This window comes from Candidatus Erwinia dacicola, from assembly GCF_001756855.1.
Taxonomy (GTDB): Bacteria; Pseudomonadota; Gammaproteobacteria; order Enterobacterales; family Enterobacteriaceae; genus Erwinia; species Erwinia dacicola.
Window position 1 is genome coordinate 1 of record NZ_MAYS01000142.1, and the last position, 14,517, is coordinate 14,517.

Genomic DNA, 14,517 nt, shown 5'->3' on the forward strand with positions numbered 1-14,517 from the left:
TTGACGGACTCGACCCGGTGTTGAAAGGTCAGATTGGAAAGCATTCTCGCTGGGTGTTTGTTCATACCAAAGCAGCGACGAGAGCAGACGGCACCAAGACGCCCGCTGTACATAAAATGCGATGTGACGATAATAGCGCATGGAAAGTCGGACTTAAACGTGCAGGTATAGACGATTTCCGTTTCCATGATTTGCGCCACACCTGGGCAAGCTGGTTGATTCAGTCTGGTGTTCCACTTTCTGCTTTGCAGGAAATGGGAGGGTGGGAATCAATAGAAATGGTACGCAGGTATGCACACCTGGCACCAAACCACCTGACCGAACATGCGCGTAAAATTGACTCACTTTTAGGTAGTCACGACACAAATACGACGCAAGGTGAAAATCGGGTAGGTTTGAAGTTAGCATAACCCATTGATTTTAAATGGCACGCCCTACAGGATTCGAACCTGTGACCTGCGGCTTAGAAGTTCCTGGAACTAGCTGAGCTAACAACAACTTACCCCATCACTACGGCGCTCACACGTCCCATCTTGGTAAAACATGCAAAGCCTTGCAAACCGATGCAAAGCTTTGTGTGTCCCATTTCTGTCTCACATCACCGGGCAGTCATCAAACTCTCCAGAGCGTGCATCGTTGATGATATAAGTGATGACTCCAAATATTGGTAGCGCTCCGCTGATACCCTCGTCGTTGCCAGGCAGCCTCTCCTTTCTCCCGTTAGCCACATTCTCAAGATGCGGCTGCGGATATGTGCGATACCTCTTTACTTTGAACTCACCGTTGCAGTCACAGATAAGCAGCGAGCCGTCACATGGCTTAAGCGACGAATCAATCACAAGCAGCGCATCCTTCATAATCCCGCAGCGGTAGATGGTCTCGCCCGCTCGCATGTAGTACGTAGCCGCAGGTTTCTGGATAAGCGCCTCATCAAGTGACAGGCGCGCTTCAACGTAATCAGCAGCTGGACTCGGGAACCCCATAACTCACCTCCGATAGTTACTGTATATGTATACAGTATTATCGATCGGCGGTATCGATCAATAGACTTTGTGGTGCTACACTTCAGACCTTTCAGAATTCACTGATTTTTATCATGTTAAAGTTATTCGCCAAGTACACATCAATAGGTGTCATCAATACGCTCATACATTGGGTCGTGTTCGCTGTTTGCATTTACGCATTCCATACAGGTCAGGCACTTGGCAACTTCGCTGGATTCGTCGTGGCAGCGTCTTTCAGTTTCTTTGCAAACGCCAGGTTCACGTTTAAGTCCTCGACTACCACCATGCGCTACATGCTCTACGTTGGCTTTATGGGGACGCTTAGCGCCGCTGTTGGATGGTGCGCTGATAAGTCTGGCATGGCTCCGATCGTGACTCTCATTCTCTTCTCTGCCATCAGTCTGGTGTGCGGGTTCATCTATTCAAAGTTCATTGTCTTTAGGGATGCGAAATGAAAATTTCTCTGGTCGTTCCGGTATTTAATGAAGAAGAAGCAATTCCTATCTTCTATAAAACCGTTCGGGAATTTGAAGGCCTTAAGCAGCATGAAGTCGAGATAGTCTTCATCAATGACGGCAGTAAAGACGCGACAGAATCAATTATCAACGCGCTTGCTGTTGCCGATCCACTTGTTGTTCCACTGTCATTCACTCGTAACTTTGGGAAAGAACCAGCTCTGTTCGCCGGTCTCGACCATGCGACAGGTGAAGCGATTATCCCGATTGACGTAGACTTACAGGATCCTATCGAAGTCATTCCGCACCTGATCGAGAAGTGGCAGGCCGGGGCAGATATGGTTCTTGCCAAGCGCTCTGACCGCTCCACTGATGGCAGGCTGAAGCGCAAGACCGCTGAATGGTTCTATAAGTTGCACAACAAAATCAGTAACCCGCAGATCGAGGAAAACGTTGGTGACTTCCGCCTGATGTCTCGCGAGGTGGTCGAAAACATCAAACTCATGCCAGAGCGCAACCTGTTTATGAAGGGTGTACTGAGCTGGGTTGGTGGCCGTACAGATGTCGTTGAATATGCACGCGCAGAACGCATCGCAGGGAGTACGAAATTTAACGGTTGGAAGTTGTGGAACCTGGCGCTTGAGGGAATTACCAGCTTCTCTACTTTCCCGTTGCGCATGTGGACTTACATTGGCTTGTTCGTTGCCGTAGCTGCATTCCTGTACGGTGCATGGATGATTATTGACACACTTGCATTTGGTAATGCTGTTCGCGGGTATCCATCATTGCTGGTGTCTATTCTATTCCTTGGTGGCATACAACTGATTGGCATTGGGGTGCTCGGGGAGTACATCGGAAGAATTTACGTCGAGGTTAAGAAACGTCCTCGCTACATCTTGAAGGGAATGAAATGAAGAATTTCATAATATACGCTAAAAACAACGGCTACGTTACCGCTATTGTATTATCGATTCTCTATATACTTCCTCTATTATTGGCTAATTGTTATTATATTGACGATATTTCTAGGAGCGTTGGGGGTTACGCGAGATGGCTAGACAATGGCAGGCCATTGGCAGAGTGGATTATTTTAACAATGGGGTTCGGCGGAGTTATAGACATAGCCCCTATGCCATTAATTTTAAGTGCAATAACAATCATCACTTCTGGTTTTTATTTGTCCAAAAACATTGGTATAAATAAAAAATTACCAGCCATTCTCGTTTCACTGTCAATCTTATGCAGCCCTTTCTATATTCAGAATCTTTCTTATAGATATGACGCTTTTACGATGGGTCTATCTGTTTCAAGTGCCATTGTAGCCGCCTCAATTCTTCTTGATAGATTTTCAAAAACCAAATTCATCATTTCCTCTATAACTATTACTGCGATGCTTAGCTTATATCAGGCATCGGTTAATGCATATATTGGGGTTGTATGTCTCTGTGCTTTAGTGATTCTACAAAGAAATGGAGTTAAGACTTTCTTTATATATGTGAGCGCGTCAGTCGCAACGTTATTTATTGGAATGGTAGCATATAAATTACTTGTTGCTGAAATGTTCGTTTCAGGAGGATATAGCGTAGCGCATAGTGAAACGGTTGAAATAAGCTCAGATTCATTACCAGTAATTTATTCAAACCTAGATAATTTCTTGAAGGTTTTTATTGATACATTTAGCGGTTGGTTTGGTATCTTATTCTTGGCATCTTTTGTAATATCCTTCGCGTCTGCTTTCATTGTAATAACACCAGGCATCAAACAAAAAAAATCATTTCTTATATATTGCGTACTCATTGCCGGGTCAATATCAACGTTGATCTTTGCAATCATTGGAATGATGTTTTTTCTTAACCATCCTGTATATTACCCACGTGTGTTTATAGGTTTTATAGCTGTAATGCTATTTATAGTTTACAACACGTCTACAGTCCTTAATGGTAAAATAGTTTTTATTCCCATATTGGTGCTTGCAAGTTCATACATTCAAATGTATGCATATGGAAATGCCTTAAGCGCACAAAAGCAAAAGGAAGATTTCATTTTCTCATTAATGGCGCAAGATATTGTTAAATATGATGGTCATATAAATAAGGTTAGATTTAATGGGTCTGTTTCTATGGCTCCTACGTTAGATCTAATTACTAACAGGTTTGGGATAATGAAACATATTGTTCCAAGCTACATTCGCCCAGACTGGATGTTTGGATCTTTTTATCTAAGAAAACTAGGCCCAGAAGTTATATATGATTCAAATATTGATATTAGCAAAACAATAACTGATGGTTGCAGAGAAAAAGTAACCGCAAATAAATTTTATACTGTAATTGTAAAAGATAAAACGATGTTATTTGATTTTAGTAAATGTAATTAGCATCTAGATAAGGTTGGTGATATCACCAACCTTTTTCCTAGCTGAATAAAACTATGTCAATACCTACAGTGGATGCACTCAAGGGCACAAGGCCTCCAGATGTGGTGTATATACTACAGACCAATGACTTGGCTGTTCTGTTGGCAAAAACATGTGGCCCGGCAATTCTGTTACCTCTCACCGTCGCATTATCAAGAGCTTGTGTTGTTACGTGCGCTTTAAATACGATTGTTATTTCACCTGTACCAGTAGCACTAACAGAAGACATTAGTGAGTTTGGGTCTGAGCTTGTAATGGTACCATTGGTAGAAACAATTGTAAGCTTACGCGGAAAATCAACGGTCAGATTTGTAACATTATCTAATCCTGAAAAAACACCAGGCCTGTTTGGGAAGGCTATCTGACTGACGTTTATATCCTGACTAACACCTTCAAACCGAATTACCTCTAAAGCAGTTCCTGTTCCTGTCGCGGGCAACGCAATTAGGTTATTAATATTCACATCACGGCAACTATCCAATACCAATGGATAGGAATCTGGCGGGGTTGATACAATATTTGAAGATACCACAGCCTGCCTTACATTGGATAAACTAATCCCAATTGGTCTGCGCGCTCCATCTGTAACTCCACTCGCTCGCTTAACTGATATCTGGTTGTTAGCAATAAGCATCCCTGCGATAGGGCCATTTCCTGTAGTAAATGTAGTAGCTATTCCGGTGCAACCATCATCAGCTGAAGCTTTAGTAATATCAATAACTTGATTATTCGTAATAGTTACTCGCTGTGGAACACCTAAATTGTTTAAAACGATTATTCCTTGCCCACCTCCACGAAGCTGACAATCGTCGATGATTAATCCGTCAACAATTCTAACGTTAATCATAGGCATGTTTCGAGCGCCATCAACGCCGCCAGTATTTGCCCCTGTGTAATCAGCGCGGTAGCCAATTATCCTGACGTCCTTGTTTGGTCTAAGGGTTGGCTCATTTGATATATAAATGGCATGTCTGTCGTTGGTTGTGCCTTTACTTGAACCGCCTAGAATGAGCGTATTCTCAGCACCTTCAGTAAGGATCGCATATCCACCCGCATTTAGTGATGGGTGATACACCATTCCTTCTGAACGTGAATTAAACACGATAGCATCGAAAGCCTTGCGAATATGCACGCCCATTGTCGCAAGTTTAAATCTGCTGCTGAGAATGGCAGCGCCTCGGTTATCATCACCATAACGAAGTAAATATGTTGGAGTTGTATCGGCGGGGGCGACATCTCCTGCACCAGTAATATTCAGCCCGTTTGCTGTCTGATTATCTGCACTTAGATTTAGGCCAATGCTCCCCTTAGTGGCAACTATACTTCCGCCTTTATGCCCTAATACCGATGTGTCAGCTTGCGTAACGGCAGTCGAACTCAATTGAGTATCAATCTCTACATCGCTACCAGCCGCCAGCAATGCACTGATCGGCTGCCCTGAAGTTCTGATATCGATTACGTCCAGGTCTTGCTGAAGTGTACCGCGGTGGTTAGTGCCAACCATAGATGCGCCGTTGCTGCTTTGCAGCTCTTGCTTGAACTGGTCTGGCTCATATCCAAGAACGTTTGGATAATAAAATTGCAGTACATTATAAGCGTCATATACTGCCATTGAATGGCCTTGTACAGTGACGAACTTTGTGATGTTTCCGTTGTATACCGGAAATCCACCTGCGTTAATGATGATAGGTTGCGACACGGGGACGGGTTCACCATCCTCGTTTTCAATGTATACCTGAATCTGGTTTGACGGGATGGTTGGGTCAGTGTCAATCAGGCCTATGTAGATTTTTCCGTTTGCAGCTGCCTTGAATGAACGCGCCAGAGTGAATAACTGGCTAGGCATACTCACTACAACATTTGCGGTGATATCTGACATTTACTTTGCTCCGGGCGCAGCAAAGCCGCACAAGCTAAAACTTGCGCAGCGTTGCGTTAAGGTCGGTTATAATTGTTTAAAAGAGTGGAGGATTTATGGAACGAGACTGGTTGAACTTTGCTTTCTTAATTTTCGGCATCTGTGTTGGTGTCGCTCTATTCACTTAGAGCTTCAGATTTAGCACCCTGAGCGAATGAGTTAACAATGCGCTCGACGTCAGATAACGCTTTCTCGAACGCAGTAGAGCCTCTAGGGGTATTTGCCAGGCGAAGCATCGCATTACGTGCTGGCTCGCTCTCATACATCCTTGCAAGCAATCCATACCCGCCACCAACTCCAATCAAAGCTGGATTCGTCACGGTGCCAATGCCCATAATGAATGGGATGGTCTGTTGACCGGTTGGTGTTGTAACTCCTGCCTGCCCCGCCCTCTTCGTTGACTCCAGGTAGTTCTTCAGCCCTTTCAGATAAGCAGCATCACGACCTTTAAACGCAATTCCAGTCTGGTTAGACATCAGGTTAACCTGTCGCAGGAACTGGTCAGGTGAGCCGCCAGATTTCTCCATCGCCTTGCCGATAATGCCGTTACGCATCTGAGCTCGACCAACCTGACCTACAGAGTTGTAGAGATTCTGAACTTCGGATTTGTTCTTACTGAAAAGCATGTTGTTTACGACCTCAGGCATCAGGTCACCTTTCATCAGAACGTTCTTCAGGCGCGTATTCTGGAGTTTGCTTGCCTCATCTGCGTAAACAGCGTTAGCCTGCTTGTAGCGGCGCAATGTATCGTTCCCTAGGTTCTGACCAATAGAGCTATCAATGTCTCCGGTCATAGCCCTATAGACGCGCTGAATAGCTGCATCTGAACGATTAGGCATAACGACGCGCTCACCCTTAACATCCTGCCTGAATTGACTCCGTAAGTTACTTAGTTGCTGCAAATCAACATTACCGCCAGCCAGCTCATCACGATATGCCTGGAGCTTGCTGATGGTGTCCGTGTCTGAGACTTTGCCGAGCTTTTGAAGGCTGGCTATCTCGTCATCAATCTGCTGTAGCGCTCTGGTAGGCTGTATTGTTACTCCAGTCATGGCGTTCTGGACTTGTTCAAGCCGATTTCCGGCTGCCTGTTTGATACCAGCGGCTTTGGATTTGAGGCTGCCAATTACTATGGACGGGTCATATTCACCAAAGCGAGACGCGTATTCATTCACCAGTTGGCTGCGGGCCTCCTGCTGATTTGCTCGCATTGAGCTTGTGCCGGCGAAAGGAACATTTTCCGCTGTGGTCTGCGCCATTCGTCCAACGCGGGAATTTGGCTGCAATACGTCTGTTGTATGAAGCGGAACGTCCGCAGAATTGGCGAATCGGATAGCCTGCTGCGCTTCAGGAGAGATTGCGCCCTTTACACCACGATAAGCAGCGCCAGCAACGCGCCCAAGCTGATTAATAGCGCCACCCAATACGACGCCAGTGCCAAGGTCGGTAGCCAGTGATGAGGGGTCATTCTGTTCGCTATTCGCAGCCATCGAGCCTACTGCGTTTTCTGCCAGTAAGCGTGATGCTCCTTGCGCTACTCGACCGGCAATCGTCGGAGCTTGAGTGGCAATTCTCTCAGCACCTACAGGCGTCAGGTATGGCAATGCTTCGGCGAAGATTTTACCCTCTGTCGTCTGCGGGGTAAGTGCGCCCTGCTGAAGGCCTAAATCCTGCGCCAAACCTTCCGTGGTTACGCGAGGTGCTGGCTGGTATGTCCCATCACCAAGGCCCAACTTATTTCCAGCCCATGCCCCTGCGCTCGCTACAGCATCAGCCATTGATGCCGGGATGTTTGCCAGGTTAACGCCGGCCTGAAGCAATCCACGCCCTGTTTCTGCTGCCGCGTTACCCAGGTCGGACAGGAATCCGCCTTGATCTTGTGCTTGAGCTTCCTGCTGCGGTTGCTGTGCCTGCTGAGACTCTGCTGAAGGAACTGGATATGCAGCATAGAACGCCTGTTTAGCCTGCTCTGCATTGCTGCCAGCCTGTGGAGCCACTACCTCATTGAAGTATTGCTCCTGCGCCTGTGCTTTTTGCTCTGGTGCCAATGCCTGATACTGCTTAGAGGCAATAACGTCTTTCCATGCCTTAGCCATTAGTCACCCCATAGTGAAGAGAAGCCTGTGCTTTGCTGCGGTTGCTGTGCTGGTCGTGAAGGCTGTGACTGCGCACTGCGATTACCAACGTCTACGCTGTACTGCTGGTTGTAGTTGTCGGTGTACTGCTGAATGTCGCGCAGAGATTGCTGCATTGCTTCCGGGCTTGAGTAGTCGACCTGAGGCATACCCTGAAAATACATCTTCGCTTCTGCTACGGTGTTGATGCCTGACGCGCCCATATCCCTTGCGGCTGCAATGCCCTGGTTCTGCATCTTGCCTTGAATGCGCTTTGTGGCATTGAATAGTTGACGCTGCTCGCCGCCACCAAGACGACTGCGAACTTCAGCATCCCATGATGGAGACCCGTTACCGCCCGTTACGCCAGTCATGAAGTCAAGCTTCTCAGTTGGTGCGTTCAGGATTGCGTTCAGGTCTTTAGACATCGCGTAATTCTGCGCAGAAGCTGCCGATGTTGCCGGTGCAGCAATTGAGCTTGCTGGTACGCGAACGGTGTTTCCTGCATTGTCTACGCCCTCATAGAAAGCGTTCTGGCCAGCACCATGAAGCTTGCCGACGATTTGCACGGTACGACCATCTGAAAGTTGGACTGTGCGCCCGTCAGCACCTGCATTGCCGGATGCATTTGCGCGTTGATTGGCCATATCCTGACCTCGGCGCGCTGTCTCTGCTGAGATATCCTGACCTCGTGCAGTAATATCTTGGCCACGTCGTTGTAAAGACTCTCCAGCCTGATTGCTACGGATAGTTTCGTTGAGCTTATCTCTGTTTAGCGCCTGACCAACGATTTTGTCCTGAGCATTGAAGTAATCAACAGGACCAAGCGCCGCCATGCCCAGATGGTCTACAAACTCACCAAACTGTTTCGGGTTCTGCTGGTAGGTTTGAGCGATGTCAGCCGGGTCCAATCCTACTCGTTGCAGGTCTGCCGAGTTGTTCTGTAACCATGCGCCCATTGCTTCTGGTGAAGTTGCAGCGAGACGGGCTGCGGCTGCAAGATTGCCAACTGTAGCGCGCTGGTCTTCATCGACAAACTTCATGCCGTTACGTACAGCATCTACCTGGTCAGGGTATTGTGCGGCCAGTTGTCGCATAGCATTGCGATCACCTGACTCGTAGGCCTGACCATAAGCCTGCTGGAATTGCTGCTTTCGCTGAGCCTGCTCCTGCTGATTGTAGATATCCATCACTGAGCCAATGCCCTGCAATGCCTGCAAACCAATGTTGTTGCGGCCTGAGCGTTCGTCTTCATTATTTTGACGAATGAAGGCGAGAGCTGCGTTTGCATCACTGGCTTGTGGTGCGTTTGTGTTTACCCCGCCAAGACTTGCCAGCAACCCGCCCGGGTTACCTGACTGCTGCCATGTAGCCATGATTTCCCCTTAGAAAAGTGAACCTAGCGCGCCAATACCTGCACCAATTGCTGTACCCCAGCCAGGCATGATTGATGTTCCGATTGCTGCGCCTGATGCCGCTCCGCCAAGTGCTGTCTGCAAACCTGAAGGGCGGTTAGCATTGGCTGCTGCTGCGTTAGCCTGCTGCTGATACAACTGACTAGCATTGTTGGCGTAGTTCTGCCCTGCCGTAGCCTGCCCGGTAAGCGCACCGAGACCAATATTTGCCAGGTTCTGGTAGTTATTCATCTGACCTGAAAGCCAGTTTTGCCCTAACGTAGGCGCGATGGTGGCTAACTGATTGCTTGTTGCGGTAGAGCCAAGTCCGCCAGTTGCTTCGGCAGCGTTAAGACTCTGATATCGAGCCTGATTGGCGAGGTCCTGATATTGCTTTGAACCATAGTAACTGTTAAGTGCTGACTGCTGCCCCTGAAGCGTTGAAAGGTTTTGCAGCTGAGATACGTATTGCTGTGCAAGTGGAGTGAACGGTGCAAGGTTCTGCATGTTCGTTTGCCACATCTCACGCTGTAACTCGATACCCTTTTTCGTAGCATCAGCTTGCGCACCGGCTCCGTTATCACCGCCACCTTTCTGATACACCGCTTTGTTGAGGTGCTTATTGGCAATTTGATGAATTAGCATTTAATAGCTCCTCATATTTCGAGCGAGGTAATTGATAGAGGGTGATTCCGACAGGTTTCCCATTGCTCATGTACGCATCATCGAGATGACCGATACGCGTTGCACCAAGCAGGCGTATTAGCGCACGTCCGTATTTTGTAGTGTCTGGAACCATGGTAACGCTGTTCAGGAATGGGGAATTATCGAGAAGCCATTTGCAGAATAACCGGTGACCACTGAGGGCATATTCACCGCGAAAGCCAGGAGAGTAGATAGCGTGACATTCAACAACGCTGTGCCAGAAGTTACGCACTTCATGAACGCCAGCCAATAAAACGCCTTCGTAGATGCCGAGATATACTGCATCGGGCTTGATGAAGTACTTTTCCCCGCTATCGACGATGTTTCCTGTGTTTTCTGGGTTATTGAGAAATTCTGCAAGCTTCACCGGATTATCAATGAGCTTTATATGCATTATGCGTTTATCAACCCGTGACCGGATGTTGCTCCTAATGCTGTCTGTAAGGCCACTGCAAGCTGCCTAACCTGCTGTAGGCCTGTTGCTATGGCCTGAACTTCTGACTGCGTGTATGTGGCGCTGACTGTGTACGTCGTGCTTCCATTTATCCCGGCTTTAGATGCGGTGCCTGTTGATGCTGTCCAGCCTGTGTTGCGTGCGCCGACAACCTTAGTTCCGCCAACAGAGTAAGAGGTCGATACGTTAAGTGGGGATGCCAGTGTTTGCGATGCCGCAGTGGTTTTTGAAACGTAGTCACCTTGCAGGGTGGTTATATTTCCCTCTGCCGCGGTAACTCGTGTGGTTAGCGATGATACGTTTGTTTGCAGGGTAGAAACATCAGCCTGTAGGGTGGTAATGTTGCCTTCCGCTGTGCTGACGCGAAGCGTTAGAGCCGTGATAGCCGACGTGTTACCTGAAATCCGAATTTCATGATCATCCACTTCTACACGTAACGCTGAAATCCTGCTTTCATGATCCGCCAGAGTCACATCCTGCTGCTCGTTCTTTACCGTTGCCTCATAAGCAAGCTCGCCAGCATTGTTAGCAGCGTTTGCGATGCTGAGCATGTCGGTGTTTTGCTGGATAATGTAGAGGCGATACGGTTGGCTGAATGTGTTGGGAAGGATTGAAGAGTCAACGCGACGCGATTGCACGTTAACCTTTTGCGGTTCATCTGCCATCACTCTATCCTTACCTGGCACCCGCTAAGCGTAACGGGCGATGAGGTTATAATTCGTATCTTGAATCCGATGTTCTTGCGGATACGACCAAGGCGTTTCCAGATAGCTCTCTGGTCATATCTGAAAGGCGCATTCCATGGAATCATCTGTTCACGACCGTAGTTAATCCCGTCCGTGGTTGCCGAGATAAACATGCGCTCTGCGAACTGTGATACGCCTGTACTGGATTCAAGCTCAAAGTCGAATACTCTGGCGTTATCTGCCTTGAATAGCGGCGTGTAAAGCAAATGCTCTTGCTGCTCTGTGTACTGGCTGGAAATTGACTTATCCATCACGCCAAGCTGACCGGTTAGCTTGTCGCCACATGTTATTGTGTTGCCCTCATACACCAGGTCTACAGCACGATAAACGTCGTCGTTGAAGCCTGTTTTGAGAATTGCCCACTGCGCCCCGCCTTGATTAACTGATCCGTCATAAACCATCACATGCCGTGGTAGGTGAATCAGCAGTAACTCGTGAGCCTCAAAGCGTGTTGTTTCCATGTAAGCGGAAGCCAACTCGTCAGCGCTGTAACTCTGGAGGATTTTCTCTACAGTTGATGTAGCAATCTGCTGAACAGCGCCTGAGTTAATCAGATATACCGAGGGCGCTCCGGTTGCTGGGTGACTGATGATTGCGTGGGTGTCGGCATATTTCGTTTTGCAGTAAGTGCCGGCAATACCCTTCTGCACCATCATCGATGGCTGAGACTGGTAAATTGCTACACCAACCGCAGATGCGTTCCCTGTAAGGTTGAAATACTCGATCGTCGATGTTCCAAAGCAAACCACGAAGTCACGCCAGTTATCTATGCCGATGATTCCGTCCGGCTGGCTCTCTGCCCGGTATTCAGCAGCGTAACGGTCGGGCTTGGACTCGTCCTCAAGGTCACTCACGAAGAAGGAATCTGTTCCGTCTTTGCTCCAGATGTAGCGAGAGCGATTTCGACACATATCCCGCAAACTGCCGAGCTCATACTGGACATATCCGGTGGATGCGGCCCAGTTTGACAGCGTTTTTACCGTGCCATCATAGCGGAATAGCGTCATTGTTCCGTTAGCACCAACCGCCTGGCTGTTATAACTGCATGCCAGACTCACCCTGACTAAGCCAGTTACACTACCTTCAACCTGTCCGCTTTTGTATAATTTGCCGCCGCATACCCGATACACAGCATTCTCATGCGTGTTATACATTGCGCCGCGGCTAACTCCGGCGACATCCTGAATCTTCTTAATGCCCGGGAAAGAACGCAGATAACCGTTAGAGTTGAGCACCTCTTTCGGCGTTGCCAGCATGTTCACCGGCAGGAAATCAACATAATCGGCATTGGTGAAGTCTTTGCCGACCCCCTTCATTAACGGCAATTGCTGAATCGGCATTTACTCACCTATGGATTTGGGACATCACCGTCAATCGGTGGCAGGTCGCCCGGGTAATAACGGTTAACTGTATAGACGTCATACTTGTTCCCCTGACCAACAGGGAAGTCACCACGACGGCGCATTGATGGAACTACAAGGGTATCTGTCAGAAGTGCATCATAAGAGCGCTGGGCGTTCGTAAGAACACTTGCTGATGGCTCAAGGTTATAGTCAGAAAGAATGCGCAGCATTAACTGGTAACCCACAGCCTGCATGTATTTGCGCGGCAGTCCGGAGTCATCGTCCGGCAACGGCTCCTCACCATCCGCCGCGAATAAATATCCAACTTCGCCAGGGTTAATCTGCCACTCGTACATCATATTTTCGAGGTCCTGAATGGCATCCTCGACAGACTGAGGCTCTACATCAGTCAGAGTGGCATTTGAAGCAATCGCCGGCTTACGCAGCGCAAATAGTACAATTTCACCCTTTGTTAGAGTCGTCGCCATTGTCTGCCGCCTTACGTCCGCGTTTGGTTGCAGGCTTCAGGTCATCAACTGATGCAACAAAGCCAAGCTTTTCGTAAATCGGGAAGTCTTTCTCTGCAATAACAGCCTGAACATGACCGGCTTCGTTATCTGCGGTAAGGAATACACTCATGCGATCCATATCTTCTCCTCAAAAGAAAGGGGCCGAAGCCCCTTGTGATTACGGGTTGCCGAAGAACTGACCGCCCATGTGAGGGTTAAAGCACACATAAGCTGGCAGCAGGTCGAAACGCATTTTCTGTACGTTGGCGTCACCGTCTGAGTATTTGTGCACTCGGATGGAGAAACCTTCGTAGGTTGCGACCGCTGAGTCGATGCTATTCAGTTTTGGCAGAGGGATGGTGCCGAGGCCACAGAAGAACTTGTTATAGAACAGGTTCGGCTTCATGGTCTGACCGGCAGTACCAATTACAGTTACGGCATCACCGGCTGCAACCTGACGGCTCACTGCGTTGTACTGAGGGTTTGTGGTGTCGTAGATTGGGACGCCAGACAGCGTAACAGTAACTGCACCGCCCGCAGTGGAGTTAGCATCCGCCAGAACAGTAGCGGTAAAGCTGATTGGGGTTGAGCCGTTATACAGAACCTGCTTGCTCTGCTGTTGCAGCCAGTATGTGTTTGTGAACTTAATCTGATCGCCGGCTTTCAGGAATCCGGTAACAGATGCGGTTGCGCCAGCCAGTGTAACAGTGAACTGATAGGTATCTTTCACCGCGTTGTAAGTAACGGTCGGCGCGGTAGATACAGTCAACGTACCGCCAAATGCGCCCTGAGTACGTGACGCCAGGCCATTAGACATCAGCGCACGGATGCCGCCGAAGTTAGAGGCAATCTGTGCCTGCTCCCATGCGGTGCGTACCAGTTGATCAGATGCATGCAGGCCGGACTGAGCATCAGCCAGGCGCTGTGCGGACCATGGGTCCATTACCGCATAGTTCTCGCCTTCCTCAACTCCAAGGTCTTTCAGGAAGGATGCGGTCTGCGCAACATCGGACCATTTGTTGATTGGGGTGTTCGGGCTGCCAAGTGACAGAGCGCCGTTGTTCATCATGAACTTAGCAAGCTCTGTCTCCAGGTCAGTGACGATGCGCTGACGAACTGGAGCCAGAATTTCGTCCAACTGGTTCAGCTTGATAGCCTCTTCCAACTGACCGTATTCGACCGCTACGGTGATGTAGTTACCGACTTTACCAGTGGCTTTGCCTGAAATCAGGTTGTTCTTGGCCTGACCGGAGATATCACCTGTTGCAGTACGAAGTGATGCAAACTGGTGCGGACGTTTGAAGCTTACGCTATCGCCGGTGCTGGAGTTGATTTCACCTGCCAGCAACTGGCGGTCTACGGTTTTAGCGAGAACCAGATCGGACATGAAGCCCGGTAGGAATTTTTTCAGAACGATTTGACTGACGTTGCTGTCGAGATTGTTAGTAGCCATTTAGCAGTT

The 14,517-nt window shown here is 48.5% G+C and carries 15 protein-coding genes; 4 read left to right on the plus strand and 11 right to left on the minus strand.

The window, feature by feature from the left end:
* Positions 1-410: tyrosine-type recombinase/integrase (locus tag BBW68_RS04345; protein WP_148127534.1), on the plus strand; the 410-nt coding region annotated here is incomplete at its 5' end.
* Between the two features lie 183 nt (positions 411-593).
* On the opposite strand, the gene BBW68_RS04350 is transcribed toward BBW68_RS04345, so the two are convergent.
* On the minus strand, positions 594-983 hold the full coding sequence (locus BBW68_RS04350; RefSeq protein WP_070134159.1) for a HumD family translesion DNA polymerase: 390 nt from the start codon (positions 981-983) through the stop codon (positions 594-596).
* Between the two features lie 113 nt (positions 984-1,096).
* Between BBW68_RS04350 and BBW68_RS04355 the strand changes: the two genes are divergently transcribed.
* The 3 genes from BBW68_RS04355 to BBW68_RS04365 are packed head-to-tail and all read left to right on the plus strand — an operon-like array spanning position 1,097 to position 3,833.
* Entirely contained in the window at positions 1,097-1,459 is a 363-nt protein-coding gene (locus BBW68_RS04355) for a GtrA family protein (protein WP_070134160.1), read from the plus strand.
* Entirely contained in the window at positions 1,456-2,373 is a 918-nt protein-coding gene (locus BBW68_RS04360) for a glycosyltransferase family 2 protein (protein WP_070134161.1), read from the plus strand. The genes BBW68_RS04355 and BBW68_RS04360 overlap by 4 nt, the downstream gene beginning before the upstream one ends.
* Positions 2,370-3,833 carry a glucosyltransferase domain-containing protein gene (locus tag BBW68_RS04365; protein ID WP_070134162.1) on the plus strand — a complete coding sequence of 488 codons (1,464 nt, stop codon included), beginning with the start codon at positions 2,370-2,372 and terminating at the stop codon, positions 3,831-3,833. Before BBW68_RS04360 ends, BBW68_RS04365 begins: the two co-directional genes overlap by 4 nt.
* A 37-nt stretch (positions 3,834-3,870) precedes the next feature.
* On the opposite strand, the gene BBW68_RS19520 is transcribed toward BBW68_RS04365, so the two are convergent.
* The 10 genes from BBW68_RS19520 to BBW68_RS04415 form a co-directional block, all read right to left on the minus strand.
* Positions 3,871-5,751, minus strand: a complete 1,881-nt coding sequence (locus BBW68_RS19520; RefSeq protein WP_070134163.1) for a phage head-binding domain-containing protein — start codon at positions 5,749-5,751, stop codon at positions 3,871-3,873.
* 155 nt (positions 5,752-5,906) lie between these two features.
* A complete protein-coding gene (locus tag BBW68_RS04375; protein WP_070134164.1) occupies positions 5,907-7,886 on the minus strand; it encodes a DNA transfer protein in 1,980 nt (659 codons plus the stop codon).
* Complete coding sequence (locus BBW68_RS04380; RefSeq protein ID WP_070134165.1) at positions 7,886-9,280, minus strand: phage DNA ejection protein; 1,395 nt, start codon at positions 9,278-9,280, stop codon at positions 7,886-7,888. Before BBW68_RS04380 ends, BBW68_RS04375 begins: the two co-directional genes overlap by 1 nt.
* Positions 9,281-9,289: 9 nt before the next feature.
* A complete protein-coding gene (locus tag BBW68_RS04385) occupies positions 9,290-9,943 on the minus strand; it encodes a DNA transfer protein (protein ID WP_070134166.1) in 654 nt (217 codons plus the stop codon).
* Positions 9,918-10,397, minus strand: a complete 480-nt coding sequence (locus tag BBW68_RS04390) for a DUF2824 family protein (RefSeq protein WP_070134167.1) — start codon at positions 10,395-10,397, stop codon at positions 9,918-9,920. The genes BBW68_RS04385 and BBW68_RS04390 overlap by 26 nt, the downstream gene beginning before the upstream one ends.
* Positions 10,397-11,122, minus strand: coding sequence for a phage tail protein (locus BBW68_RS04395; RefSeq protein WP_070134168.1), 726 nt, complete (start codon positions 11,120-11,122; stop codon positions 10,397-10,399). The genes BBW68_RS04390 and BBW68_RS04395 overlap by 1 nt, the downstream gene beginning before the upstream one ends.
* Positions 11,122-12,543 carry a packaged DNA stabilization protein gene (locus BBW68_RS04400; protein ID WP_070134169.1) on the minus strand — a complete coding sequence of 474 codons (1,422 nt, stop codon included), beginning with the start codon at positions 12,541-12,543 and terminating at the stop codon, positions 11,122-11,124. The genes BBW68_RS04395 and BBW68_RS04400 overlap by 1 nt, the downstream gene beginning before the upstream one ends.
* 8 nt (positions 12,544-12,551) lie before the next feature.
* Positions 12,552-13,034 carry a packaged DNA stabilization gp4 family protein gene (locus tag BBW68_RS04405; RefSeq protein ID WP_070134170.1) on the minus strand — a complete coding sequence of 161 codons (483 nt, stop codon included), beginning with the start codon at positions 13,032-13,034 and terminating at the stop codon, positions 12,552-12,554.
* Positions 13,009-13,194 (minus strand): hypothetical protein, encoded by a 186-nt coding sequence (locus tag BBW68_RS04410; protein WP_070134171.1) that lies wholly within the window; start codon positions 13,192-13,194, stop codon positions 13,009-13,011. The genes BBW68_RS04405 and BBW68_RS04410 overlap by 26 nt, the downstream gene beginning before the upstream one ends.
* Before the next feature lie 39 nt (positions 13,195-13,233).
* Positions 13,234-14,508: a P22 phage gp5 family major capsid protein gene (locus BBW68_RS04415; protein ID WP_070134172.1), complete on the minus strand. Its 1,275-nt coding sequence runs from the start codon at positions 14,506-14,508 to the stop codon at positions 13,234-13,236.
* Between the last annotated feature and the right edge of the window lie 9 nt (positions 14,509-14,517).